Source organism: Vibrio sp. R12-SG2-ISO1 (genome assembly GCF_059834045.1).
In genome coordinates this window covers 662,482-688,563 of the sequence record NZ_JCBDGO010000008.1, presented here as the reverse complement: position 1 = coordinate 688,563, position 26,082 = coordinate 662,482, and the positions used below count along the sequence as shown (strand labels likewise).

At 49.9% G+C, this 26,082-nt stretch carries 17 protein-coding genes and 2 tRNA genes; 10 read left to right on the top strand and 9 right to left on the bottom strand.

What is annotated here, in order from left to right:
- Positions 1-50 precede the first annotated feature (50 nt).
- From AC6R10_RS08530 to AC6R10_RS08515, 4 genes are all read right to left on the bottom strand, one after another.
- Complete coding sequence (locus tag AC6R10_RS08530) at positions 51-554, bottom strand: type II secretion system protein (protein ID WP_500638180.1); 504 nt, start codon at positions 552-554, stop codon at positions 51-53.
- Between the two features lie 101 nt (positions 555-655).
- The gene (locus AC6R10_RS08525; protein WP_500672027.1) at positions 656-1,537 is read right to left on the bottom strand and encodes a U32 family peptidase; all 882 of its coding nucleotides are present in this window, start codon (positions 1,535-1,537) and stop codon (positions 656-658) included.
- Positions 1,538-1,557: 20 nt separating this feature from the next.
- The gene (gene ubiU / locus AC6R10_RS08520; protein WP_500671978.1) at positions 1,558-2,571 is read right to left on the bottom strand and encodes a ubiquinone anaerobic biosynthesis protein UbiU; all 1,014 of its coding nucleotides are present in this window, start codon (positions 2,569-2,571) and stop codon (positions 1,558-1,560) included.
- 166 nt (positions 2,572-2,737) lie between these two features.
- A complete protein-coding gene (locus AC6R10_RS08515; RefSeq protein WP_487901349.1) occupies positions 2,738-4,777 on the bottom strand; it encodes a sensor domain-containing protein in 2,040 nt (679 codons plus the stop codon).
- Between the two features lie 199 nt (positions 4,778-4,976).
- Here AC6R10_RS08515 and ubiT point away from each other — a divergent pair, with 199 nt between their 5' ends.
- The 10 genes from ubiT to truB all read left to right on the top strand — a co-directional run bounded on the left by ubiT (position 4,977) and on the right by truB (position 13,191).
- Positions 4,977-5,504, top strand: a complete 528-nt coding sequence (ubiT, locus tag AC6R10_RS08510) for a ubiquinone anaerobic biosynthesis accessory factor UbiT (protein ID WP_500626487.1) — start codon at positions 4,977-4,979, stop codon at positions 5,502-5,504.
- Positions 5,488-5,991, top strand: a complete 504-nt coding sequence (locus tag AC6R10_RS08505; protein WP_500671977.1) for a GNAT family N-acetyltransferase — start codon at positions 5,488-5,490, stop codon at positions 5,989-5,991. The genes ubiT and AC6R10_RS08505 overlap by 17 nt, the downstream gene beginning before the upstream one ends.
- Before the next feature lie 215 nt (positions 5,992-6,206).
- Complete coding sequence (secG, locus tag AC6R10_RS08500) at positions 6,207-6,539, top strand: preprotein translocase subunit SecG (protein WP_334554266.1); 333 nt, start codon at positions 6,207-6,209, stop codon at positions 6,537-6,539.
- 27 nt (positions 6,540-6,566) lie between these two features.
- Positions 6,567-6,650: transfer RNA gene (locus AC6R10_RS08495), tRNA-Leu, on the top strand.
- 55 nt (positions 6,651-6,705) lie between these two features.
- Positions 6,706-6,782, top strand: a tRNA-Met gene (locus AC6R10_RS08490).
- Between the two features lie 252 nt (positions 6,783-7,034).
- On the top strand, positions 7,035-7,490 hold the full coding sequence (rimP, locus tag AC6R10_RS08485; protein ID WP_334554268.1) for a ribosome maturation factor RimP: 456 nt from the start codon (positions 7,035-7,037) through the stop codon (positions 7,488-7,490).
- A 24-nt stretch (positions 7,491-7,514) separates the two neighbouring features.
- Positions 7,515-9,002 carry a transcription termination factor NusA gene (gene nusA, locus AC6R10_RS08480; protein WP_334554270.1) on the top strand — a complete coding sequence of 496 codons (1,488 nt, stop codon included), beginning with the start codon at positions 7,515-7,517 and terminating at the stop codon, positions 9,000-9,002.
- A 22-nt stretch (positions 9,003-9,024) separates the two neighbouring features.
- Entirely contained in the window at positions 9,025-11,736 is a 2,712-nt protein-coding gene (gene infB / locus AC6R10_RS08475) for a translation initiation factor IF-2 (RefSeq protein WP_500671976.1), read from the top strand.
- 109 nt (positions 11,737-11,845) lie between these two features.
- A complete protein-coding gene (gene rbfA, locus AC6R10_RS08470; RefSeq protein ID WP_334554273.1) occupies positions 11,846-12,247 on the top strand; it encodes a 30S ribosome-binding factor RbfA in 402 nt (133 codons plus the stop codon).
- On the top strand, positions 12,247-13,191 hold the full coding sequence (truB, locus tag AC6R10_RS08465; RefSeq protein ID WP_334554275.1) for a tRNA pseudouridine(55) synthase TruB: 945 nt from the start codon (positions 12,247-12,249) through the stop codon (positions 13,189-13,191). The genes rbfA and truB overlap by 1 nt, the downstream gene beginning before the upstream one ends.
- Positions 13,192-13,266: 75 nt before the next feature.
- Here truB and AC6R10_RS08460 read toward each other — a convergent pair whose 3' ends face one another.
- From AC6R10_RS08460 to gltB (AC6R10_RS08440), 5 genes are all read right to left on the bottom strand, one after another.
- Positions 13,267-13,707: a DUF1499 domain-containing protein gene (locus tag AC6R10_RS08460; protein WP_500671975.1), complete on the bottom strand. Its 441-nt coding sequence runs from the start codon at positions 13,705-13,707 to the stop codon at positions 13,267-13,269.
- Positions 13,708-13,750: 43 nt separating this feature from the next.
- The gene (locus tag AC6R10_RS08455; protein ID WP_487901344.1) at positions 13,751-15,163 is read right to left on the bottom strand and encodes an FAD-dependent oxidoreductase; all 1,413 of its coding nucleotides are present in this window, start codon (positions 15,161-15,163) and stop codon (positions 13,751-13,753) included.
- 14 nt (positions 15,164-15,177) lie between these two features.
- Complete coding sequence (gene gltB, locus AC6R10_RS08450; protein ID WP_500671974.1) at positions 15,178-19,641, bottom strand: glutamate synthase large subunit; 4,464 nt, start codon at positions 19,639-19,641, stop codon at positions 15,178-15,180.
- Between the two features lie 397 nt (positions 19,642-20,038).
- Positions 20,039-21,508 carry a glutamate synthase subunit beta gene (locus AC6R10_RS08445; protein ID WP_500628114.1) on the bottom strand — a complete coding sequence of 490 codons (1,470 nt, stop codon included), beginning with the start codon at positions 21,506-21,508 and terminating at the stop codon, positions 20,039-20,041.
- Entirely contained in the window at positions 21,508-26,046 is a 4,539-nt protein-coding gene (gltB, locus tag AC6R10_RS08440; RefSeq protein ID WP_500671973.1) for a glutamate synthase large subunit, read from the bottom strand. Before gltB (AC6R10_RS08440) ends, AC6R10_RS08445 begins: the two co-directional genes overlap by 1 nt.
- Positions 26,047-26,082 lie beyond the last annotated feature (36 nt).

The window sequence follows — 26,082 nt, the reverse complement described above, 5'->3', positions numbered from 1 at the left end:
TGAATAAAGCCATCGTAATGCGATGGCTTTATTCATAGTGTGATAGGAGATTAGCAACCTGAGGTCACGGTTTGATAGACCGGAGGGGTACTGGCATCACTGGCTTGAGTGTACTGGAAGTAGCAGTTGTCATCTTTACTTTGCCCGTCATCATCAAAGTCATAGCCGATGTAGGTCTCAGAGATTCCTTCGTACTCAATCACGAAACTCTCATCAAGCACGATGCGTTTTTCAATATCGGTATTGTCGAGGTAATTCCACTTCAGGCGGATGTCAAACTCGCCATTGCCATCGAGATCGATGTCCAATAAATCATCTCGATTCGGTACTGCTTGAGTAGAGTAACTTGGCATCTGAGATTTCATATTGATGAGGTTGTTAGCGGTTTCAACACTGACTTCGATCTGTTCCAATACGCGGATACGGCTGTCTGTCCAAAGGTTCAACATCTTAGGCAGTGCCGCCACTGCCAATATACCGAGAATGATAATCACAGTGACCAACTCAATAAGAGTAAAGCCTTCCTGTGCACCTCTACCATTACCAAACTGCATTAAAAACCTTGTGTCATCACTACAACTTATCGCACCACTATATCGCTATCGGTAGCGATTTTCAGCTGTGAAGTGATGCAAAGGTGATGGCTATCTACACGTTAAGTGATGTTTTTCACTTTAAGCCCAGCAATTTGATGCCAGTAGCCATTGCATTGGCGATCGTGCAACATCTGAGGTTTTTGACCTTGTTCATTGGCTTTAAACTCGCTGACGTGTGAAAAGGTCTCCAATCCGAGTGGGCTTAAGCGCACCACATCGACCAAGCCTTGCATGCTCGGCAAGTCATTGACCAAGTTATAGCAATAACCGGATTGCGTTTGAATGCCATTGAGATTGAAGACCTCTTGCCCCTCCTGGCTGCGTACCTTGAGACCCGTCGGGTATTTTATGCAGCAGGTTTCGCAGTCATCCTTGGCGCGGTTTTCCGCACGCGCGGTAAAACAGCGCGCTGAATAGGCCAAAGGCAGGTAACCGTGGCTGAACACTTCAACATCAAATTGGCCGCGAATGCCTAGATCCTCACATTGCGATAAGGTGTTTGAGAGCCATTCTCGCGAGAGCTCAACGGGCATGCACCAGCGGATCATCCCTTGTTTAAGGAACAGCTTTAACGTGTGGGCGTTGTAAGTATTGACCGCAGGGCCGACCACAAAAGGCACTTTGTGTTGTGAGGCGAGCTGAATCGCGGAGACATCATTCGCTTCAATAGCGAAGTCGCCATTGTCGATGTACTTTTTCATCACGTTGACTTCACTCGGCGCTTCAAGCAGTGCCATGGTGGAGAGCACCACCTGTTTACCTGCTTGGCTCAGCTCTTGCGCCAAGCCAAACCAGTGGCTAGGTTTCATCTCACGTCGTTTAGAGCAGACGCTTTCGCCTAAGTAGAGAATATCCGCATCGCTCTGCTTCGCTTGTTGATAAAAGTCTTCAACGTTCTGCTTTGGCCAGAAGTAGAGTAAGGGGCCAAGGGCGTATTTCATCGTGTTTTCCATATCAGTCTCTACTGCCATTTACGGTGGTATGCACCCAGTGTGGTTTGTGTTCCTTCGGAAACATTCGCAAGGGCTGCATCCCACTGCGGTTCCACCTGATACTGCTCTGGCGCGGATTGGTAGCGGTCAATGGCAGCGCGCCATGTTCGCGTGACTTGCTCGACGTACGCAGGGCTGCGCTGGCGTCCTTCAATTTTGACCGAAGCCACATTTGCCGCAAACAGCTCAGGTAGCATAGACAAAGTATTCAAGCTGGTCGGCTCTTCAAGGGCGTGATAGCGCTTGTGTTCTCCTGCGATCTCTGCGTCAAAACGCCCTTTGCACAGGGTAGGGTAGCCAGCGTTTTCGCCCGCTTGATAGCGATCAATCAGGATATCATTGAGGCGTGATTCTAATCCTTGCTCGGTCTCTTGCCAGCGGACGTATTTCGCGGGCGAGCAGGCACCAACGGTATTGGGGGACTCTCCTGTCATGTATGAGGAGAGGTAGCAACGACCTTCCGACATAATGCACAAACTGCCAAAGGCAAACACTTCCAGTTCGACATCTGAGGTGATGTTGCGAGACAGCTGTTTTACCTGATGAATAGAGAGAACACGAGGCAGCACGACACGTTTGACGTTGAAGTTCTGTTGGTAGAATTCGATTGCGGCAACATTGGTGGCTGAAGCTTGGACCGACAAGTGCAGCTCAAGATCTGGGTATCGATTGGCGGCGTAATCGAGCACAGCAATATCTGCGACGATCAAGGCGTCCACGCCTAAATCGGCTGCACGATCGACGGCGTTGGTCCAGCGTTCAAACCCATTTGGATGAGCAAAGGTATTCAACGCAATATGAATTTTTTTGTTGTGGTCATGAACGTAGTCGACCGCTTTATCGAGCTTCTTACCTTGAAAGTTGAGGCCTGCGAAGTGACGAGCATTGGTGTCATCTTTAAAGCCGATGTAGACCGCGTCAGCACCGCAATCAATCGCGGTTTTCAAAGCAGGAAGATTGCCTGCTGGGCATAGGAGTTCCATTGCACATTACCCGTTCTTAATCCGCCACGTCCAAGGCGTGGGCGAAGAGGTGTCAAAGTATGCTGGGCATTTTATGAAGGTTTATGAATAGCAAATTTGATGTGAGGCAGGTTTGAGCGAATTCGCTCTGAAAATAATCACTTAGTGGTAAAAAAATACCGCAGGGTTAATTCTTGTGGCGGCGGTTTTGCGCGAACAGCTCTTCAATGTCCTGTTTCGGTTGAGGGCGGTGAAAGTGGAAACCCTGAATCGAATGACAATTGAGATTAGAGAGCAAGGTCGCTTGCTGTTGGGTTTCTACCCCTTCGGCCACCACGGTTAAGTTCAACGATTTACCGAGATTTATGATGTTCTCGATGACGGTGATCTGCTTAGGTAGCGTGTCGATGTCGGTGATAAAGGCACGGTCTATTTTGAGCTCATCAATCGGAAAGCGTGCCAAATAAGAGAGTGACGAGTAGCCGGTACCGAAGTCATCAATCGACAAGGAAAAACCAAGCTTTTTGATCGCGTTGAGCATCTGTAGCGTGTGCTCGCTGTCACTCATAACGGCGCTTTCAGTCAACTCAAAGGTGATGCAGTTAGGGTCCAGCTCAGTGGTACGCAAGAGCTTTTCCATGTAGTCGATAAGCTTAGGGTTGCCAAACTGCTCGGGTGACAAGTTGATGGCGACACGTCCCGGCAAAATGCCTTGTAGCTTCCAGCGTTTGACCGTATTGAACACATCACGCATCACCACGCGTCCAAGGTGCTCAATCAATCCAGCGCGCTCGGCCACCGGAATAAAGGCGCCAGGGCTGATGTAGCCTTCAACGGGATGTTTCCAACGGATCAGTGCCTCGGCGCCATTGATACTAAAATCGCGCGCGTTCACTTTCGGCTGATACCAGACTTCTAACCCGTTTTGCTGGAGCGCTTTTTGCAGCTCAATTTCGAGCCAAAGGCGCATCCGCGCTTCTTTGTTCATTTGATCGTTGAATTTGATCAAACGATTTCGGCCGCGATCTTTCGCTTCGTACATCGCGGTGTCTGCATTTTGCAACAAAATGCGTGCGTCGTTGCCATCGCCTGGATACGCAACACTGCCGATAGAGCAGGCTAAGCGCTTACTAAAGTGGTGCAAATCAAAAGGTTGGTTAATCAGCGAGATAATACGCTCAGAGAGCATCTCGGCCATGCGGTTGTTTTCTGGCTCGGGCAGAATAAGGCCAAATTCATCACCGCCCAGATGCCCCAAAATCGCTTGGGGAGGCAAGAGACGTTTTAGTCTTGATGAGACTTCTTTGATCACTTTGTCACCGATGTGATGACCCAGTGAGTCATTGATATTTTTAAAGTTATCAATGTCTAGATAGAGCATAATCAACGGCGTTTCGTTGTGAATCAGTTGCTCAAGGCGCTTGGTAAACCCAAAGCGGTTGTAGAGACCGGTTAGTGAGTCGAGGTGCGCATCCTCTTTACTGGTTGGTGAGAGTGTTTTGTTACTCACTTCGGCATCTTGAATCAGCACGATTTGGGTGTTGCCACCAAGCAGTTTGGTTGCGCCTGCGTGTAGCTGGACTTTACGCTCAAAACCACAGCGCGGCCCGGTTAAACAGACCAAAGGCGCTTTGACGATCTGGTTTTCTAGCGATTTGGCAAAGACGGTCTTGGTTTTCTCGTCGACAAACAGGCGAGAGAAGCTTTCGCCCAGCAGTTCTTGAATCATTTCAAAACCGAGTAGACGCAGCGCTGCGGGATTGGCCGACAGAATGCAGTCATCTTCGACCAGCAGTAATCCATCTGGCAGTATCGTGGTTAAGGTGCTGAATTTACCTTCTGACTCTTCGAGAGAGCGAACCAAAATTTGTTTTTCAGAGGTATCGATGGCATGAAAGACGATGTGTTCGACTTTGCCTTCAGTCTCAACGGGAGTCAGACTGAAATGAACGCTGGTTTCTAGGTCGATGTCATCAAGGGTGATTTCTGCCTCTAACGTTTCGCCATTAAACGCCCGCTCATAATAGGGTTTGAGCTGTTGGTAGAACTGTTTACCAAGAATTTCGCTGTCGCACATTCCGACCATTTCCGCAGGCGTGAGGCCAGAAAGGTCGCAGTAACGCCCATTCACCAAAGCATAGTGATGTTGGTTGTCTAAGATCGCAAAAAAAAACGGACTCTTCGCCGTTATTTTTGTAAACCAATGCTGAAGTTGTTGCGAGAGCATCAAGTTTGTACCAGTTCTCCGAGGATTCTTCTTAGTAAGCGGCATATTTACTAAGACGTCAATACAACTATAACGACCTTTGTGACGTGATGACAAGGAAGATAAGGATAAAGACTGTTTTTTGATAAATAACAGGATTTCTCTCAGTGACATCCACTATGATGGCTAGTTGTGTTTGACAAATTAACGGATCATCAGCGTGATTAACAAGATTCGCACTCAGCTAGTTCGTAATGCCGCATCAATTTTGCGATCTCCAATCCACTTCTTGCCTCATTTTGTTCAAAAAAGAGCCTTGTTGGATGGACTAAACACGGTGTTTAAAGAAGCCCTCGAAGACGGCGATTTTGACTTCTTGCAAGACAAATGGCTTAAAGTCGCGATCAAAGATCTCGATCTCTGCTGGTTCATCAGTTATCAAGATGAACAGCTACAGGTTGCTGATACTCCGATGACCGCCGACGTGACCTTCAGCGGCAACCTCAATGATTTGGTGTTGATTGCAGGTCGTAAAGAAGATCCCGATACGCTCTTTTTCCAACGCCGCCTCTCTATTGAAGGGGATACCGAGCTTGGTCTGGAAGTCAAAAACTTGATGGACAGTGTTGATCTCACGCTTTTACCTAAACCCTTGCAAATGTGCATGAATCAACTGGCCGACTTTGTTCAGAAAGGCGTACAATCTGAGACCTTAAACAAAGAGGTTGTCCATGCTTATTCGAACTGAAGCGCCCGCTGATATTCTGTCGGTCGAAAAATTACTCCAAACCACTTTTGACACTGACGCTGAAGCCAACTTGGTGATGAGCCTGCGAGAAAACGGCAATCGCACTTTGTCATTGGTCGCGTGCAACGATGAGGGTGACGTCGTCGGCTATGTGTTGTTTAGCCCAGTAACCGTTAATGGTGAAGAGAAAAACTGGCAAGGGCTCGCGCCTTTAGCGGTGGTGAACGCGTATCGCAATCAGGGGATCGCGACACAATTGGTTGAAGAAGGGCTCGCGTCACTGCATGAGTTTGGTTATCCCGCCTGTGTGGTCTTGGGCGATCCGAACTATTATGGCCGTTTTGGCTTCGAGTCAGCAGAGAAGCATCAGTTGCATTGCCGTTGGGATGTGCCGGCTGGCGCGTTTCAAGTCATAGAGTTAGCAGCAGGTGAAGTGCAAGGTGCACAGGGCTTGGTGGACTACAGTCCGGAGTTTACCGCCCTCTAAGTGGCGGTTTGAACAAGATTTATCCACGAAAAGCTTGGTTTTGTCCTTTTTTTAAGCGTTCGACACGATAAAGCCAATTTTTTCAAAAATACCACTTGTCAGCGTTATGTCGTTTCGCTAGTATTGCTCCGCCTTCAACGAGGAGGTCGCTAGCCTTGTTCGGGACGACTCCTAGAACGGCGCTGGCTCAACAATTTGGAACATAGGTGGAAAGCATGTTTACCGTTCTACTTGTGATTTACCTGTTGGCAGCGGTTGGTGTAATCGGCCTCGTGCTGATTCAACAAGGTAAAGGCGCAGATATGGGAGCCTCATTCGGTGCAGGCGCATCAAACACAGTGTTTGGCGCAAGCGGCTCAGGAAATTTCCTAACCCGAATGACTGCAATTTTTGCAACAGTATTTTTTGTTATCAGCCTAGTGCTTGGCAACATGTCGACACACAAGACAGAGTCTCAGTGGGTTGACCCAACGCAAGGTCAAGTGATTCAAGCTGGTGACGTGAGTGAAGTTCCTGCACCTACAACGGGTGACGAAATTCCTCAATAAGCGATAGCTCGCTTAAGTAAGATTTATGCCGAGATGGTGAAATTGGTAGACACGCTAGCATGAGGTGCTAGTGCCTTTGGTGTGAGGGTTCGAGTCCCTCTCTCGGCACCATTATTTACAAACTTGTAAAACACCTTGGAGAGCGTATAATGCTCGACAAGTCGGACGCGGGGTGGAGCAGCTTGGTAGCTCGTCGGGCTCATAACCCGAAGGTCGTCGGTTCAAATCCGGCCCCCGCAACCAATTCCTATATTGAGATTTGACCAGTTCTTATCTGATGAAAATTAGGATGTTGCAAGTTTTCGCAGGCTTGATTATGTCGAATAGTCACTGCGAGTTAAATGATGAAATACATCGTTTAACGTATCAGGGTCCAGCAACAAAAAACCCCGACTATATCGGGGTTTTTTGTTATCTGAACTTTTTAAAAGTTCAGAGCTTGCTTGGAATTTAAATTGGGCTCTGAGCCCTTTTTTTGTTTCTGGAGTGGTTTAAATGACTGGTTTAGAAAGACAACTTACTGAAATGCTTGAAGCTCCTGTAGCAGCATCAGGTTATGAGTTAGTTGGATTAGAATTTATTCGCGCAGGCGAACACTCAACGTTGCGTATTTTTATTGACCATGAAAATGGCATTACCGTCGATGACTGTGCAGAAGTGAGTCGTCAGGTCAGTGCGGTGATGGACGTTGAGGATCCAATCACAGTGGCTTACAACCTAGAAGTGTCTTCACCAGGTTTAGAAAGACCACTTTTCAAAGCGGCACATTATGAGCAATTTATTGGTCACGAGGTCAGCATCGTTTTGAAAATGGCTGTCGGTAACCGTCGTAAGTGGAAAGGTGTTATCCACTCTGTCGAAGGTGAAACAGTGACGATTACTGTGGATGGCAACGATGAAGAGTTTGCATTAAGCAACATTTCAAAAGCTAACCTGATCCCTAAATTTTAAGCGAAGTCTTAGAGGCTATTTAAAATGAGTAAAGAAATTTTAGCGGTAGCAGAAGCGGTATCGAACGAAAAAGCGGTACCTCGTGAGCGTATTTTTGAAGCATTAGAAATCGCACTCGCTACCTCGACTAAGAAAAAGTACGAAATCGAAATCGAGGTTCGCGTAGCTATCGACCGTAAAACCGGTGAGTTTGATACTTTCCGCCGTTGGTTAGTGGTGGAAGAGGTTGAGCATCCAACGAAAGAGATCTCACTAGAAGCGGCGCAATTCGAAGATCCTGAGCTGCAAGTTGGCGATTACGTAGAAGACGAAATCGAGTCGGTGACGTTTGACCGTATTACGACGCAAACTGCGAAGCAAGTGATTGTTCAGAAAGTTCGCGAAGCAGAGCGCGCACAGATCGTTGAACAGTTCATCGACAACGAAGGTGAGCTTGTGACTGGCGTGGTGAAGAAAGTGAACCGCGACACCATCATTCTTGATCTGGGTAACAACGCGGAAGCGGTTATTCTGCGTGATGACCAGTTACCACGTGAGAACTTCCGTCCTGGTGACCGTGTACGTGGCCTACTGTACCGCGTCGCGCCAGAAGCGCGTGGCTTCCAGCTATTCATCACACGTTCTAAGCCAGAAATGTTGGCAGAACTGTTCCGTGTTGAAGTGCCAGAAATCGCAGAAGAAATCATCGAATTGAAAGGCGCAGCGCGTGATCCTGGTTCTCGTGCAAAAATTGCCGTGAAGACCAACGATAAGCGTATTGATCCTGTCGGTGCCTGTGTGGGTATGCGCGGTGCGCGTGTTCAAGCCGTATCGGGTGAACTTGGTGGTGAGCGTATTGATATCGTGCTTTGGGATGATAACCCAGCGCAGTTCGTGATCAACGCTATGGCGCCGGCTGATGTTGCTTCAATCATTGTTGATGAAGATACGCACTCAATGGACATCGCGGTTGAAGCGGACAACCTAGCTCAGGCGATTGGCCGTAACGGTCAAAACGTTCGTCTCGCCTCTCAGCTAACGGGTTGGGAACTGAACGTGATGACGGTTGAAGATCTTCAGAAGAAACACGCTGAAGAGTCACAAGCGTCTATCGAAAACTTTATGAAGTACCTAGATATTGAAGAAGACTTTGCTCAACTGCTTGTTGAAGAAGGCTTCTCGACTCTAGAAGAGATCGCTTACGTGCCCGTAAACGAGCTACTAGAGGTTGATGGTTTGGATGAAGATCTTGTTGAAGAGCTACGTAGCCGTGCCAAAGAAGCATTGACCACGATCGCCCTAGCACAAGAAGAATCATTTGAAGGTCTAGAGCCTGCAGAAGATTTACTAGGTCTTGAAGGCCTAGAACGCGAAATGGCATTTAAACTGGCAGCAAAAGGTGTCTCCACATTGGAAGATCTTGCTGACCAGGGTATTGATGACCTAGAAGGTATTGAAGGCCTAACTGAAGAGCGTGCGGGCGAGCTGATCATGGCAGCACGTAACATCTGTTGGTTCGGCGAAGAAGCATAATTTCCCAGCAAGGAGGAGCGGCATGACGCAAATTACCGTTAAAGCACTAAGTGAAGAAATTGGTACGCCAGTAGACCGCCTATTAGAGCAACTTGCTGACGCAGGAATGAAAAAAGCGAGCACAGATCAAGTCACAGAAGATGAAAAACAGAAACTGCTGACTCACCTGAAAAAAGTGCACGGCGACACCAATGGTGACGCTGAGCCAACTCGCTTAACCCTGCAACGTAAAACTCGCAGCACACTGAGTGTTAACGCGGGTGGCGGCAAAAGCAAAGAAGTCAACGTTGTGACTCGTAAGAAACGTACTTACGTGAAAGCGAGCACAATTGAAGATGAAGCGAAACGTGAGGCTGAAGAAGCCGCTCAACGTGAAGCTGAAGAAGCGGCAAAACGCGAAGCTGAAGAAGCAGCAAAACGTGAAGCCGAAGAAGCAGCAAAACGTGCAGCAGAAGAAGCAGCAAAACGCGAAGCGGAAGAAAAAGCGAAACGTGAGGCAGAAGAGAAAGCCAAACGTGACGCTACCGAGAAGGCGAAACGTCAATCTGGACAACAGAACGAACGTAGCGCTGAAGAGAAATCTAAGCAAGAAGCAGCGCGAAAAGAGGCCGACGAGCTTAAACGTCGTCAGGAAGAAGAAGCTAAGCGTAAGGCTGAAGAGGAAAGTCAGCGCCAGCTTGAAGAAGCTCGCGAATTGGCTGAGAAGAATAAAGAGCGTTGGTCTGCTGCTGAAAAGAAAAAGGGTGATATGGAAAATACAGATTACCATGTAACGACTTCACACTACGCACGTGAAGCCGAAGATGAAGCAGATCGCCGTGAAGAAGCGGGTCGTCGTCGCAAGAAGAAGAAACTCTCTAGCAAGAACGATGATCAAGAACGCAACGCTCGCCCTGGACGTGGTAAAGGCCGCGCGAAAGGTCGTCTAGCGAAGCCTTCTTCTATGCAACAAGCGTTCGACAAGACCGCTGCGGTTGCAAAAGCGGACGTTGTGATTGGTGAAACCATCGTGGTTTCTGAACTGGCAAACAAGATGTCAGTGAAAGCAACAGAAGTGATTAAAGCGATGATGAAGATGGGCGCAATGGCGACCATCAACCAAGTGATTGACCAAGAAACAGCGCAATTGATCGCTGAAGAAATGGGTCACAAGGTCGTGTTGCGTAAAGAGAATGAGCTTGAAGAAGCGGTTCTAAACGATCGTGATAACCACGCTGAAGCGACACCTCGTGCGCCAGTAGTGACCATCATGGGTCACGTTGACCACGGTAAAACATCGACGCTTGACTACATCCGTCGTACACACGTGGCTTCAGGCGAAGCGGGTGGTATTACCCAGCACATTGGTGCTTACCACGTAGAAACTGAAAACGGTATGATTACCTTCCTTGATACTCCAGGACACGCGGCGTTTACCGCAATGCGTGCTCGTGGTGCTCAAGCGACGGACATCGTTGTTCTTGTGGTTGCAGCAGACGATGGCGTAATGCCACAAACGGTTGAGGCTATCCAGCACGCGAAAGCGGCAGAAGTGCCTCTGATCGTTGCGGTGAACAAGATCGATAAGGAAGATGCGAACCCAGATAACGTTAAGAATGAGCTTGCTCAGTACGACGTTATTCCTGAGGAGTGGGGCGGTGAGAACATGTTCGTTCACATCTCTGCGAAACAGGGTACAAACATCGACGGTCTTCTAGAAGCGATCCTTCTTCAGTCTGAAGTTCTTGAACTTACAGCTGTGAAAGAAGGCATGGCGTCTGGTGTTGTGGTTGAATCGCGTCTAGATAAAGGTCGCGGTCCAGTGGCTACAGTACTGGTTCAGTCAGGTACTCTTCGCAAGGGTGACATCGTACTTTGTGGTCAAGAATACGGCCGTGTTCGTGCAATGCGCGACGAAATCGGTCAAGAGATCACAGAAGCCGGTCCATCTATCCCTGTAGAGATCTTAGGTCTTTCTGGTGTGCCTTCTTCAGGTGACGAAGCCACGGTTGTCCGTGACGAGCGTAAAGCACGTGAAGTTGCTAACTACCGCGCTGGTAAGTTCCGTGAAGTGAAACTGGCGCGTCAGCAGAAATCCAAACTTGAGAACATGTTCTCTAACATGGCTGCGGGTGAAGTGGCTGAGCTGAACGTTGTACTAAAAGCAGACGTACAGGGCTCGGTAGAAGCAATTGCAGACTCACTACTGAAACTTTCTACTGACGAAGTGAAAGTGAACATCGTGGGTTCTGGTGTTGGTGGTATCACTGAGACAGATGCAGTACTTGCTGAAGCGTCTAACGCTATCATCCTTGGCTTTAACGTACGTGCGGATGCATCAGCTCGTCGTGCGATTGAAGCGGCAAGCGTTGATCTACGTTACTACTCAATCATTTACCAATTGATTGACGAAGTGAAACAAGCAATGGGCGGTATGCTTGCTCCAGAATTCAAGCAAGAGATCATTGGTCTTGCTGAAGTACGTGACGTATTTAAGTCACCGAAACTGGGCGCAATCGCTGGTTGTATGGTCACGGAAGGCGTGATCAAGCGTAACAACCCAATCCGCGTACTACGCGAAAACGTTGTTATCTACGAAGGTGAGCTTGAGTCCCTACGTCGCTTTAAAGATGACGTTCAAGAAGTTAAGAACGGCTACGAATGTGGTATCGGCGTTAAGAACTACAATGATGTTCGCGTCGGTGACCAAATCGAAGTCTTCGAAACAGTGGAAATCAAACGTACACTGGACTAATTGACTAACATTACTCTCAAAGGTCGAAAGACGAGAGCAATGGGTTGTTGAATACACCATGGGGGGCTGGCTTGACCATCCCCCCATTCTTTCTAATGTGAGAAAAGAGATGTCAAAAGAATTTAGCCGTACTCAGCGCGTTGCGCAGCAGTTACAAAAAGAATTGGCGATGATCCTCCAGCGTGAAGTTCGTGACTCACGTCTGGGCATGGTGACCATTTCCGATGTCGAAGTGTCACGTGATTTGGCCTACGCCAAAGTGTTTGTCACTTTCCTATGTGTTGGCGAGCAAACCCCAGAATCGTGTCTGGCAGCACTGCGTGAGCACGAAGTACACATCCGTATGATGCTGGGTAAGCGTATTCGTCTGCGTCTGACACCAGAAATCCGCTTCCATTACGACAACACCTTAGTTGAAGGTATGCGCATGTCGAACCTCGTTAGTGAGGTGATTAGCCAAGACAAACGCAAACAACACGACGCAGGTCGTGATGAAGAGGAAGAGAACTAATGGCACGTCGTCGTAAAGGTCGTCCTATTGATGGTGTGATCCTATTGGATAAACCCACTGGGATTTCATCCAACGACGCACTGCAAAAGGTCAAACGCATCTACTTTGCGGAGAAAGCAGGCCATACCGGGGCGCTCGATCCTCTGGCAACCGGCATGCTGCCGATTTGTTTGGGTGAAGCGACCAAGTTTTCTCAGTTCTTGCTCGATTCGGACAAGCGATACCGAGTGATTGCCAAGCTGGGCGAGCGAACCAACACCTCCGATTCAGACGGAGAAGTGGTCGAAACGCGTCCTGTGAATGTGGATCTCCCTACGCTCGAAGCATGTATCGACAAGTTCCGCGGGGAATCAGACCAAGTACCGTCAATGTTCTCGGCCCTGAAATATCAGGGTAAGCCGCTGTATGAGTATGCTCGTCAAGGCATTGAAGTTCCTCGTGAAGCGCGCAAGATCACCGTGTACGAGATTATCCTCCACCGCTTCGAAGGCGATGAAGTCGAGATGGAAATACACTGCTCGAAAGGCACTTACATCCGCACTATCGTAGACGATCTTGGCGAAATGCTCGGTTGTGGCGCGCATGTGACCATGCTGCGTCGCACGGCGGTCGCTAACTACCCGTACGAGAATATGGTGACGCTAGAGCAGCTTAATGAGCTTCTTGAACAAGCGCATCGTGAAGAGCGCGCGCCGCGTGAGTTACTTGACCCGCTGTTGCTCCCGATGGACACCGCTGTTGAAGATCTGCCTGAGGTGAACTTGATTCCTGAATTGGCCGATCTCGTCATGCATGGTCAGCCTGTGCAAGTTTTCGGCGCTCCGACCGAGGGTACGGTTCGCCTGACGAAAGGTGAAGAGAAGTGTTTTATCGGCGTTGGTGAAATGAACGACGACGGTAAGATTGCCCCAAAGCGTCTCGTCGTATTCAGAGACCCGGTTTAATACCGATAAGCATCTCTCAACGACAAAAAACCGAAGCACTATCAGCGCTTCGGTTTTTTATTTTAAGCGTCTTGGTTACTCTATGAGCCCTTCGGCTTTCAGGATGTCACGAAGTTGCTCTGCGCGTTTGCGATTGACGCCAAAATCAGAGTAACCCACACGCGACTCTGAGCGCACCATTAGTGCTCCGTCGGTCATTTTTAGCTCCAAGTCATCGACGAAACGCAGGATTTTTGAGGTGCACTCAATACGTAAGTAACCTTCATCGCTGACCGCGGTTTTGGCGCCAGGTAATTGCAGGGCAGCGCGCTCTATCGCATCGATGTTGGCCTCTTTAGTCAGAATAAAGGGTGCGAGAGAAAACTTCTCTCGCGTATCCTGAGTAGAGACACAATTGGGTTTGTCACCACAGGGCTCGGCGCTTCTGTCTGTCATTGTCGTCACTCCTTGGCTGCAACCCGCGAGAGCGAACGACGCGAGTAGCAGAGTGGCTAGGGTTCGCCATTGGGGTTTCATTGGTTCTCCTTACTGAGAGGGGGCTTCACTGATTTTAAGAAGGTTATACTTCTAGAAAGTCTAAGATACCTTCTGCCGCTTTGCGTCCTTCATCGATGGCCGTGACTACAAGATCGGAGCCGCGCACAGCATCACCACCGGCAAAAATCTTTTCGTTACTGGTCTGGTAACGGTAAGTTTGTTCAGATGCCGCTTTAATTCGGCCCCACTGATCCAGCTCTACACCATAAGGTTCTAACCAGCTCATTTGGTGCGGCTGGAAACCAAACGCCATAATGACTGCATCGGCAGCCAGTACGTGTTCGCTGCCTGCGACCGGCTCTGGGCGGCGGCGCCCAGCAGCATCTGGTTCACCCAATGCTGTTTTGACCACCTTGACCCCAGTGACCTGACCGCTTGCGTTGACTTCTAACCCCAAAGGCTGAAGGTTAAACATAAAATCTACCCCTTCTTCTTTAGCGTTTTTCACTTCGCGCCTTGAGCCGGGCATGTTTTCTTCATCACGGCGATAAGCACAAATCACGTTTGCAGCACCTTGGCGGATAGAGGTGCGTACACAGTCCATCGCGGTGTCTCCCCCGCCGAGGACGACGACATTTTTCCCGGCCATATCAATAAACGGTTTGTCGTCTTTAAGGTCCATCACTTTATAGGTATTGGAAATCAAAAACGGCAGCGCGTCATACACGCCAGGCGCGTCTTCATTCTCAAGTCCAGCGCGCATATTTTTGTACGTACCCACCCCTAAGAAGACCGCATCGTAGTCGTTAATCAGCTCACTCATTTGAATGTCTTTACCGACTTCGACATTAAGACGGAACTCAACACCCATGTCACTAAAGATACGACGACGGTTTTCCATCACCCCTTTTTCTAATTTAAAAGAAGGGATACCAAAGGTGAGCAGCCCGCCGATTTCTGGGTAGCGATCAAACACGACCGGTTTCACGCCATTTCTGACTAACACATCGGCTGCTGCGAGACCTGCAGGGCCCGCGCCTATGATGGCGACTTTTTTATCCGTCCACTCGACTTTAGACATGTCGGGCTTCCAGCCCATTTCGAACGCTTTGTCCGTAATGTATTTTTCAATATTGCCGATGGTCACCGCGCCAAAGTCATCATTGAGGGTACAGGAGCCCTCACAAAGACGGTCTTGCGGGCAGACGCGTCCACACACCTCGGGCAAGCTGTTGGTTTGGTGAGACAGCTCAACGGCTTCAAGGATACGCCCTTCATTGGCGAGCTTTAGCCATTGCGGAATGTAGTTGTGAACCGGACATTTCCATTCACAGTAAGGGTTACCACAATCTAAGCAGCGATCCGCTTGGGCAGTCGCTTGCTGCTTGGTAAAGGGTTCATAAATCTCGACAAACTCTATCTTACGGATCTTAATCGGTTTTTTAGCCGGGTCGACACGCTGGACATCGATAAATTGGTATACGTTCTGGCTCATACATCCTCCATGACTTATTGTGCTTGAACGCGAAGTTCAGCAGCGCTACGACTTTGGTGACCAAGCAAGGTATTCAGATCCGCTGCTTGAGGTTTAACTAGGTAGAACTTCGGAATCCATTCATCAAAGTTCGCTAGGATATGCTCGGCGTGTGCCGAACCGGTTTCCTCCAAGTGCTCGGCAATTAAGCCGCGTAGATGCTCTTGGTGGATATAGAGGTCGGCCAACGAAATCGCTTCTACCGACTCGTTATTCACTCGCCCTGCAAAGTCTTGATTATTATCTAGTACATAAGCAAAACCGCCCGTCATACCCGCGCCGAAGTTGACGCCTGTCGCGCCAAGAATCGCGACGATGCCACCAGTCATGTATTCACAAGCGTTATCACCCGCGCCTTCGATGACGGCAATGGTACCTGAGTTACGCACCGCAAAACGCTCACCCGCCGTTCCTGCAGCAAACAGTTTGCCGCCTGTCGCGCCATATAGGCAGGTATTGCCTATGATGGTCGCTTCATGGCATTTGAAGGCCGTACCCAAGTGAGGTTTGATGACCAGTTTGCCACCTGCCATCCCTTTACCCACGTAATCGTTGGCATCACCCGTGAGGATTTGTTCAACGCCGCCAGCGTTCCAGACACCAAATGATTGACCCGCTGTACCATCAAGGTAAATCTTGATGGGTGTGGCAGCCATGCCTTGGTTGCCATAGCGTTTGGCGATTTCGCCCGACAGACGTGCGCCCACTGAGCGATCGGTATTGATGACATTGTAGAAGAAGCTTGCGGGCTGCTGCGCTTCGATTGCGCTCATCGCATCATCGACCATCTGTTGGTTTAAGTGCGCTTTGTCAAACGGCGCGTTCGGCTCAGTCCAAAACAGCGGATGGCCTTCTGGAGAAACCGGCGCTTCGAGGATATTCGATAGATCCAGTTTTGCTTGTTTCGCCGTCATCCCTTCCACCGCTTGCAGCAGATCGGTGCGACCAATCAGATCCGTGAGTTTTTCAACGCCTAACTCGGCGAGTAAGCCTCGCACTTCCTCAGCAAGGCCGGTGAAGTAATTCATTACCTGTTCGGGTAGGCCTTTGAAGTATTGATTACGCAAGGTTTCGTCTTGTGTCGCGACGCCCGTAGCACAGTTGTTTAAGTGACAGATACGCAGGAATTTACATCCCATCGCAACCATAGGCGCAGTACCAAAACCAAAACTCTCCGCACCGAGTATGGCCGCTTTGACCACATCTAGACCGGTTTTTAAACCGCCGTCGACTTGTAGCCGAATTTTATGACGCAAACCGTTTGCGACCAGCGCTTGTTGGGTTTCCGCTAGACCGAGCTCCCATGGGCTGCCCGCGTATTTCACTGAGGTGAGTGGGCTGGCGGCGGTTCCGCCGTCGTAGCCAGAGATGGTGATAAGGTCAGCGTAAGCCTTTGCTACACCGGTGGCGATAGTGCCCACTCCCGGCTCAGAGACCAACTTAACGGAAACCAAGGCCTTTGGATTGACCTGTTTCAAATCGAAAATCAGCTGTGCCAAATCCTCGATGGAGTAAATGTCATGATGAGGTGGAGGTGAAATTAGGGTCACACCTTGGACGGAATAACGCAGTTTGGCAATTTCTGCCGTCACTTTGTGTCCGGGCAACTGACCACCCTCACCGGGCTTGGCACCTTGCGCTACTTTGATTTGCAACACATCAGCATTGGTTAGGTAGTGGGGCGTCACGCCAAAACGACCTGAAGCAACCTGCTTAATGCGTGAGTTTTTCTCGGTACCAAAACGGCGAGGATCTTCACCGCCTTCCCCAGAGTTGGAGTAGCCGCCTAGTCGGTTCATCGCCGTAGCCAGCGCTTCGTGCGCTTCGGGGCTTAGAGCGCCAATGGACATGGCGGCAGAGTCGAAGCGCTTGAATAGCTCCGTTGTTGGCTCAATGCGCTCAAGTGGCAAAGGCGTCTCGGCTTTTTTCAACGTCATCAAGTCACGCAGCATGGCAACCGGGCGTTCGTTTACTTGCTTGGCGTAGCTTTGGTAATCGTGGCTCTCGCCAGAGCGCACCGCTTTTTGCAATGTGCCGACGACATCTGGGTTGTAGGCATGGTATTCACCACCATGTACGTATTTTAGTAGCCCGCCGTGGTCGATAGATTTACGCTTCGCCCACGCTTTGCGTGAGAGATTAAAGAGGTCTTGTTGGAAGTCGTCAAAGTTGGCCCCTTGAATGCGCGTGGTGACGCCTTTAAAGCACAATTCGACCACGTCTTTGTGTAAGCCGACCGCTTCAAACAGCTGCGAGCAGCGATAAGAGGCCACGGTTGAAATGCCCATCTTGGACATAATCTTATACAGACCTTTATCAATACCGTATTGGTAATTCTGCATCACTTCTCGGTAGCTTTTCTCTACCGCACCGTCATCAATGAGTTTGCCTAGCGCTTCGTAGGCCAGGTAAGGGTAGACAGCGGTGGCGCCGAAACCGAGTAGTACCGCGAACTGGTGTGGGTCGCGCGCGGTCGCCGTTTCGACGATGATATTAGCATCACAACGTAAGTTGGCATCGATAAGACGGGTTTGCACCGCACCCACTGCCATGGCTGCAGGAATCGGCAAACGGCCTTTTACTAATGCACGGTCTGACAACACCACTAATACCGTCCCTTCACGCACGACTTGCTCGGCCTGTGCACATAAATCATCAATCGCTTGTTTGAGATCTTTCTGAGTCGGGTCGTAGTTGATGTCTAAAATGGTGTTGCGGTAGTGGTCATCATCAAGCCCAAGCAACTGCTGCATGTCTGAGTAGAGTAGAACCGGAGAGCCAAACGTGACTCGATGGGCGTGACCATCGGTTTCACAAAAGACATTCATCTCTTGGCCGATACTGGTCGCCAATGACATCACGTGCTTTTCGCGCAGTGGGTCGATAGGCGGGTTGGTCACCTGAGCAAATTTCTGTCTAAAGTAATCGGTCACTAAGCGCTCGTTGGATGACAGCACTGCCATTGGCGTGTCATCACCCATAGAGCCGACGGCTTCTTGCCCCATATCGCCGAGTACGCGCAGCACTTGATCGACTTCTTCATTGCTCATCGCAAACTGCTTTTGATACGTCTTTAAAAGATCGTTATCGAAGCTGCGTTGGCCGACTTGATCGTCTGATAACTCAGCAAATGGCGTCAGCTTGCGAACGTTGTGCTCCATCCATTCGCGATAAGGATGACGGCTCTTGAGATCGTTGTCGATCTCGCTCGATTGCCACAACTTGCCTTGGCGCGTATCAATCACCAAGAGCTCACCGGGGCCGACACGACCTTTTTTCGCCACTTCATCCGGGGCGTAGTTCCAAATGCCGACTTCAGAGGCGAGGGTGATCAGCTTATCTTTAGTGATCACATAGCGGGCAGGGCGCAGACCATTGCGGTCTAAGTTACACGCCGCGTAGCGTCCATCGGATAGAACGATGCCTGCCGGGCCATCCCAAGGCTCCATGTGTTTGGAGTTGAAGTCATAGAATGCGCGCAGATCGGCATCCATATCTGGGTGGTTTTGCCATGCAGGCGGCACGAGCATACGCATCGCGCGGAAGATATCCATTCCACCAGCAAGGAACAAGTCCAGCATATTGTCTAGACTCGAGGAGTCTGAACCGGTTTCATTGACAAAAGGCGCGGCGGTTTGCAAATCCGGAAGAAGCGGCGAGGCAAATTTGTACGCACGTGCGCGCGCCCACTGACGGTTGCCTTCAATGGTGTTGATTTCACCATTGTGCGCCAGGTATCTAAACGGCTGCGCCAATGGCCAACGAGGTTGAGTGTTGGTAGAAAAGCGCTGGTGGAACAAACAGATAGCCGATTCCATGCGCAGATCCGCTAAGTCGAGGTAAAAGCGCGGTAAGTCTGCTGGCATACACAGACCTTTGTAGACAAGGACCTGAGTCGACAAGCTACAAATGTAAAAATCGCTATCATCGTGAATCTGTTTTTCGATGCGGCGGCGTGCAATATAGAGGCGGCGTTCAATATCGCGCTCACGCCACCCTGCCGGTGCTGAAATAAACACCTGTTGAATGTTCGGTAATGAGTTTAAGGCGATGGGACCAAGGACCGCAGAGTTGGTTGGCACTTCGCGCCAGCCAGCGACTGATAAGGTTTCTTTGGCTAACTCTTTGTTAATGATGTCTTTTGCAGATTGTGCTTTGACAGGATCTGGGCTGAAAAAAATCATCCCGATGGCGTATTGCTTACCGAGATTGAAACCTTTCTCTTTGGCGATCAGGCGCAGATAGGAATCGGGTTTTTGCAACAACAACCCACAACCATCGCCGGTTTTTCCGTCGGCGGCGATGCCACCACGGTGGGTCATGCGATCCAATGCTGAAATTGCGGTACGAACTAGCTTGTGGCTAGGTTCACCTTCCATGTGTGCAATTAAACCAAATCCACAGTTGTCTTTTTCAAGACGAGGATCATATAGAGCCATTGCAATTCTCCCTTTGCTTCGCTGTCTTCCAGACAGTACTACCAACGTATCCAGCTTGAACTCAAAAAGGGTTGGTAAATATGACTAACTATGCTTTCAAATTGTTAAATTTTGCATAAATATACACAAAACTATCTTTTATTATTTTACAAAATTGGATGAATTCATTTTCATCGACTTCACAACGTATAGCTTATGATGAAAAAGGTCAAGTTTTTGGTGAATGATCACGCTAGGCGACTATTTACCAAGTAATTGACTGAAAAAAGTGCGCCAAATCAGAGAGATAGAATTCTTGTTGTTACATTTTTGTAACAATGAAAGTGTGAGGGATAAAAAAGACCAGCACAATGTGCTGGTCAACTGGATAGGTTTGGAAGGATGTCAGTGTAAGCGGTTATGCAGAGAGCATAAGTGAATCCGCTTTCGCTTCAAGGTGGGTTCCCCCCATCAGGTATTGGTCGATAGCACGTGCACACTCTCGACCTTCATTGATACAACGTACCACCAAAGATTGGCCGGTACGCATATCACCTGCGGCAAAGACACCCGCTTGATTGGTGGCGAAGTCTTGTGTGGCGACGTTGCCACGCTCATCAAGAGCTACATCAAGCTGAGCAAGAACGCCGGTCGGTTCTGGATGCAAGAAACCCATCGCCAAGAACGCCATATCACATGGAATCACGCGCTCGCTGCCTTCGACTTCTTTGAAGCTCGGGCGCTCACCCGCTTTGGCGTCTTGCCAAACAATGTCAGCGATGCGCAGACCGGTGACGTCACCTTGGTCATTACCGATAAACTCTTTGGTCAGAATATTCCAGTGACGATCAACGCCCTCTTCGTGTGAAGTCGAGGTACGTAGGATCATTGGGTATTGTGGCCAAGGCATGTTCGCTGGGCGTTTCTCTGGCGGAATCGGCATGATTTCCACCTGGGTGACGCTGGCTGCGCCGTGACGGTTAGAAGTGCCGACACAGTCTGAACCTGTATCACCACCACCAATCACCACCACGTGTTTACCGGCAGCATGAATCTCTTCACCTTTGAGATCCATGTTGTTGGCACGGCGGTTATTTTGTGCGAGGAACTGCATCGCAAAGTACACACCGTTAAGCTCGCGTCCCGGAACCGGAAGGTCGCGCGGTACGGTTGAACCACCGGTGAGCAACACCACATCGTACTCTTGACGAAGCTGCTGAGCGTTGACATCAACCCCCACGTGTTGGTTGACTTTAAACTCAACGCCCGCTTCGGCCATCAGATTGATCTTGCGATCAATCACTTCCATGCTCAGTTTAAAGTCTGGAATGCCAAAGCGTAGCAATCCGCCCACTTTCTCATCACGCTCAAACACGGTGACACTATGGCCGGCGCTGTTCAGCTGCTCGGCTGCTGAGAGACCCGCCGGGCCACTACCGATGATGGCCACCGTTTTACCTGTGCGAGAGCGTGGCGTTTTCGGTTTGGCGTACCCTTCACGATACGCCGTTTCTACGATGGTTTTCTCAATGTTACAGATGGTGATAGGGTCTTGGTTGATCCCCAATACACATGCACTTTCACACGGTGCAGGGCAGACGCGACCAGTAAACTCTGGGAAGTTATTGGTGGAGCTTAGAATGTTCCACGCCTCTTCCCAGCTATCACGGTACACAGCATCATTGAACTCAGGAATGATGTTGCCAATTGGGCAACCGTTATGACAAAACGGTACACCACAGTCCATGCAGCGTGATGCTTGCGTATTGATCTTGCTACCAAATTCGTCGTTCAGGACGAACTCTTTGTTGTTCTTGATGCGCTCTTTGGGGTCGATCTTTTGTGGAAGTTCACGACCATGCTCTAAAAATCCAGTCGGCTTACCCATTACACTGCCTCCGTTTCTGCTTGTTCTGCCTCAGCTTGACGTTTTTGAAGCACCGCTTTGTAGTCACGTGGCATGACTTTTACCATCGCCGCTAAACTTGCTTCAAAGTTGTCTAAGAAAGACTGAGCCACTTCACTTCCTGTGAATTGAACGTGTTTCGTCAACATATCTTGTAAGAAGGCTTTGTCTTCTTGTTCGATAGGATCCAAATCGACCAACTCTGGGTTGAGTTTGGATTCAAAGTCACCCGACTTATCCCAGACGTAAGCGACACCGCCACTCATGCCCGCGGCAAAGTTGCGACCAGTCGATCCGAGGATAATCGCCGCGCCACCTGTCATGTATTCACAGCCGTGGTCACCCACGCCTTCGACAACTACTTTCGCGCCCGAGTTACGTACACAGAAGCGCTCACCAGCCATACCGCGAATGAAGGATTCTCCGGAGGTCGCTCCGTAGAAACAGACGTTACCTACCACAATGTTGTCTTCGGCAACAATGCTTGATTTAGCATCTGGGTAGAGCACCAAGGTCCCGCCAGATAGGCCTTTACCCCAGTAATCGTTCGCATCGCCTTCGACTTCAAATTTGACGCCTTTCGCAAGGAACGCTCCGAACGACTGGCCAGCACTACCGGTAAACTTAACGTTCATCGGTTGAGGCAGACCTTGATCCTTGTACACCTTGGAAATCTCGTTAGACAACATGGTGCCAGCAGAGCGGTCAGTGTTGACGATCGGGAACTCAGCGTTGACCGCTTCGCCTTTTTCGAGCGCAGGGATCGCCGCTTGAATCAGTTTACGGTCAAGCACTTGCTCTAGGTTGTGATTCTGTACAGTCTGGTTGTAGACGCCGTCTTGCTCGCGCGGTTGCTCAACGTGTAGCACAGGAGACAAGTCTAAGTTCTTGTATTTCCAGTGTGATACGTCTTGGCGAATCTTCATTTTCTGACCTTGACCGACCATCTCATCAATGGTTCTAAAGCCAAGTTCTGCCATAATCTCGCGTAAGCCTTGTGCCATGTATTGGAAGAAGGTCACGACGTCTTCGACGCGGCCGTCAAAACGCTCACGCAGCGTTTTGTTTTGGGTCGCAATGCCCACAGGACAGGTGTTCTTATGACACTTACGCATCATAATACAGCCTTCAACTACCAGCGCAGCGGTTGCGACACCCCACTCTTCAGCGCCCAGCAATGTCGCGACAGCGAGGTCACGAGGCGTTTTCATCTGACCATCCGCTTGAACAACGATACGGTTACGTAGGCCGTTTTTCAGTAGCGTTTGGTGCGTTTCCGCCAAACCTAACTCCCAAGGTAGGCCCGTATGGCGAATCGATGACATCGGAGAGGCACCGGTACCGCCGTCGAAACCTGCGATAAGCACAACGTCTGCTTTGGCTTTCGCAACGCCAGAGGCAATCGTGCCGACACCGGCTTCGGAGACCAATTTGACGTTCACGCGGCCAGCGCGGTTTGCGTTCTTCAAGTCGTAGATTAGCTGAGCCAAATCCTCGATAGAGTAAATATCGTGGTGTGGCGGTGGAGAAATCAGACCGACGCCCGGTGTTGAGTGACGAGTGGCGCCGATCCAATCATCGACTTTGTCACCCGGAAGCTGACCGCCTTCACCCGGTTTCGCGCCTTGCGCCATCTTGATTTGCAGTTCATCTGCGTTAGTGAGGTAGTATGAAGTCACCCCAAAGCGACCAGACGCGACCTGCTTGATAGCTGAGCGTTCCCAGTCACCGTTTTCTTTGCGCTCAAAGCGCATTGGGTCTTCACCACCTTCGCCCGAGTTAGACTTCGCGCCCAATCGGTTCATCGCAACGGCCAGTGTTGAGTGCGCCTCGTAAGAGATCGAACCAAACGACATCGCGCCGGTAGCGAAGCGTTTCACGATGCTTTCAATCGGTTCTACTTCGTCGATGGGAATTGAGCCTGCTGGGTGCTTAACAAATTCCAACTGGCTACGCAGCGTCACCGCGTTGTCGCCTTGCTTATCCACCGCTGCCGCGTATTGCTTGAATTGATCGTAATCTTTGTTGCGTGTTGATTGTTGCAACAGCGAAATCGTCTCAGGATTGAAGAGGTGCTTTTCACCGCGCTGTTTCCACTGGTAGACACCGCCAACATCCAACATTTGCACTGGGATTTCGCGTTGTGGGTAACCGATACGGTGACGAATAAGGACTTCTTTTGCGATGTCATCGAGCGTCAAACCTTGAATACGAGAGACGGTACCCGTGAAGTATTTGTCGACCACGGATTTGTGGATACCAAGCGCTTCAAAGATCTGTGCGCCATGGTAAGACTGCAAGGTTGAGATGCCCATCTTAGAGAAGATCTTCAGCAGACCACCGTTGATCGCCTTGCGATAGTTATCAAACAGATCGCGTGGGCTGGCTTCTGGATCGAGCTTCTTGGTACGTTGCAGCTCAACAATGGTCTCAATCACCAAGTACGGGTTGACGGCATTGGCGCCGTAGCCAAGTAGCGTCGCGAAATGGTGCGTTTCACGTGCATCACCGGTTTCAACCACAATGTCACACTTCGCGCGTAGACCTTTGCGGATCAGGTGATGGTGAACGGCGCCGACGGCCAACATGGCTGGAATAGCCGCGTGGTTTGAGTTCACTGCGCGGTCTGTGAGTAGGATGATTGAGTAGCCATCGACCACCGCATCTTCGGCGTATTGACAGATACGCTTCAATGCACGCTCTAACTTGCCTTGATCTTCATTGGCTTGGAATACGATATCAAGCGTTTTCGCCTGTAGGTGTTCGTTGTCGATCGCACGTAATTTCTCGAGCTCAGAGTTCGCGAGCACTGGCGATTCCAGTTCCACTTTTTGACAGTGAAGCGGAGTTTCAGTCAACAGGTTATGGTCTTTACCTAGGTAGGTATTGAGTGACATCACCATACGCTCACGGATCGGGTCGATCGGTGGGTTGGTAACCTGAGCAAACAACTGCTTAAAGTAGTTGGATAGATGCTGAGACTGGTGAGACAAGACAGCCAATGGCCAGTCTGCGCCCATGGCAGACAGCGGCTCTTTGCCTTCTTTCGCCATTGGAACGATGATTTCATTCACTTCTTCAGTGCTGACACCAAACGCTTGTTGACGATGGAGAAGGCGCTCTGGAGAAGGCTGGCTGAACTGGTTGCTCGCATCAGGCAGTTTCTTCAGGCTAAGTAGGTTATCTTTCACCCACTGTTCGTAAGGCTGAGCACCTGCGATGGTATCTTTGACTTCTTCGTCAGAGATAATGCGACCTTGTTCTAAGTCCGCAACGAAGATACGACCTGGCTGCAAGCGGCCGCGGAACTCGACGTTCTCTGGGGCAATATCCACAACGCCAGACTCAGACGCCATCACAAGGAAGTTGTCTTTAGTCACGGTGTAGCGAGACGGGCGCAGGCCGTTACGATCGAGCGTTGCGCCTACTTGGACACCATCGGTAAAGCAGACTGACGCTGGGCCGTCCCAAGGTTCCATGATGTTCGCGTGATACTGGTAGAACGCGCGACGTGTCGGATCCATGGTTTTGTTTTCTTGCCACGCCTCTGGGATCATCATCATCAATGCGTGTGGCAGGCTACGACCAGAGAGGACCAGTAGCTCAAGTGCCATATCGAAGTTTGAAGAGTCCGAGCTGCCTTCTTGACAGATAGGCAATAGCATGTCGATTTCTGCTTGTGTAAACAGATCCGACTCGATGATCGCCTCACGGGCTTTCATCCAGTTTAAGTTACCGCGAACGGTGTTGATCTCACCGTTGTGGGCGATATAACGGAAAGGTTGCGCCAGACGCCATTTCGGGAAGGTGTTGGTAGAGAAGCGAGAGTGTACCAAGGCTAGCGCCGTCACCATGGTAGGGTTTTGCAGGTCGAGGAAGTATTGAGGCACTTGCTCTGTGGTCAACTGACCCTTATACACCAAGGTTTTGTAAGACATGGAGTTGATGTAGAAATCATCACCAATGTTCGACACGCTCTCAAGGCAGACGCGTACCGTGTAGTTACGCAGCACGTACAGCTTGCGCTCAAGCTCTTCTGGCGTCATACCTGGGCCGCCAGTGACAAACACGTGCTCGAACTGAGGCTCAGTGCTGAGAGGATCGGCGCCGATCATAGAGTTGTCGGTTGGCAGTACGCGGTAGCCAATGATTTCTAGATCGAGACGCTTGGCGTTTCGCTCTAAGATGTCACGACATTGCTCGCGTTTGTGTTCATCTTTCGGGAAGAGAACCACGCCAACGCCGTATTTTTCAAAAGAAGGCAGTTTGATACCGAGCTTTACTGCTTCTTCTAAAAGAAATTCATGGGGTTTTTGCAACAAGATACCCGCACCATCACCACTACAAGGGTCACAACCTTGACCACCGCGGTGTTCCATGCGAGCGAGCATATCGAGTGCTTGAGTCACAACTTCGTGTGATTTACGGTTTTTCAGGTGAGCAACAAAACCGATACCACAGGCGTCATGCTCCAGTTCTGGAGTATATAGACCCTGAGAACTTTGCTCTCTATCTACCATAGATACATCCTTCCAGTTCAATTAGACGCAATTACC

What these genes read in the sequence shown, in the direction of transcription:
- AC6R10_RS08530 (WP_500638180.1), bottom strand. Translation starts at nt 554, where the DNA reads ATGCAGTTTGGTAATGGTAGAGGTGCACAGGAAGGCTTTACTCTTATT.
- AC6R10_RS08525 (WP_500672027.1), bottom strand. Translation starts at nt 1,537, where the DNA reads ATGAAATACGCCCTTGGCCCCTTACTCTACTTCTGGCCAAAGCAGAAC.
- ubiU (WP_500671978.1), bottom strand. Translation starts at nt 2,571, where the DNA reads ATGGAACTCCTATGCCCAGCAGGCAATCTTCCTGCTTTGAAAACCGCG.
- AC6R10_RS08515 (WP_487901349.1), bottom strand. Translation starts at nt 4,777, where the DNA reads ATGCTCTCGCAACAACTTCAGCATTGGTTTACAAAAATAACGGCGAAG.
- AC6R10_RS08505 (WP_500671977.1), top strand. Translation starts at nt 5,488, where the DNA reads ATGCTTATTCGAACTGAAGCGCCCGCTGATATTCTGTCGGTCGAAAAA.
- secG (WP_334554266.1), top strand. Translation starts at nt 6,207, where the DNA reads ATGTTTACCGTTCTACTTGTGATTTACCTGTTGGCAGCGGTTGGTGTA.
- rimP (WP_334554268.1), top strand. Translation starts at nt 7,035, where the DNA reads ATGACTGGTTTAGAAAGACAACTTACTGAAATGCTTGAAGCTCCTGTA.
- nusA (WP_334554270.1), top strand. Translation starts at nt 7,515, where the DNA reads ATGAGTAAAGAAATTTTAGCGGTAGCAGAAGCGGTATCGAACGAAAAA.
- infB (WP_500671976.1), top strand. Translation starts at nt 9,025, where the DNA reads ATGACGCAAATTACCGTTAAAGCACTAAGTGAAGAAATTGGTACGCCA.
- rbfA (WP_334554273.1), top strand. Translation starts at nt 11,846, where the DNA reads ATGTCAAAAGAATTTAGCCGTACTCAGCGCGTTGCGCAGCAGTTACAA.
- truB (WP_334554275.1), top strand. Translation starts at nt 12,247, where the DNA reads ATGGCACGTCGTCGTAAAGGTCGTCCTATTGATGGTGTGATCCTATTG.
- AC6R10_RS08460 (WP_500671975.1), bottom strand. Translation starts at nt 13,707, where the DNA reads ATGAAACCCCAATGGCGAACCCTAGCCACTCTGCTACTCGCGTCGTTC.
- AC6R10_RS08455 (WP_487901344.1), bottom strand. Translation starts at nt 15,163, where the DNA reads ATGAGCCAGAACGTATACCAATTTATCGATGTCCAGCGTGTCGACCCG.
- gltB (WP_500671974.1), bottom strand. Translation starts at nt 19,641, where the DNA reads ATGGCTCTATATGATCCTCGTCTTGAAAAAGACAACTGTGGATTTGGT.
- AC6R10_RS08445 (WP_500628114.1), bottom strand. Translation starts at nt 21,508, where the DNA reads ATGGGTAAGCCGACTGGATTTTTAGAGCATGGTCGTGAACTTCCACAA.
- gltB (WP_500671973.1), bottom strand. Translation starts at nt 26,046, where the DNA reads ATGGTAGATAGAGAGCAAAGTTCTCAGGGTCTATATACTCCAGAACTG.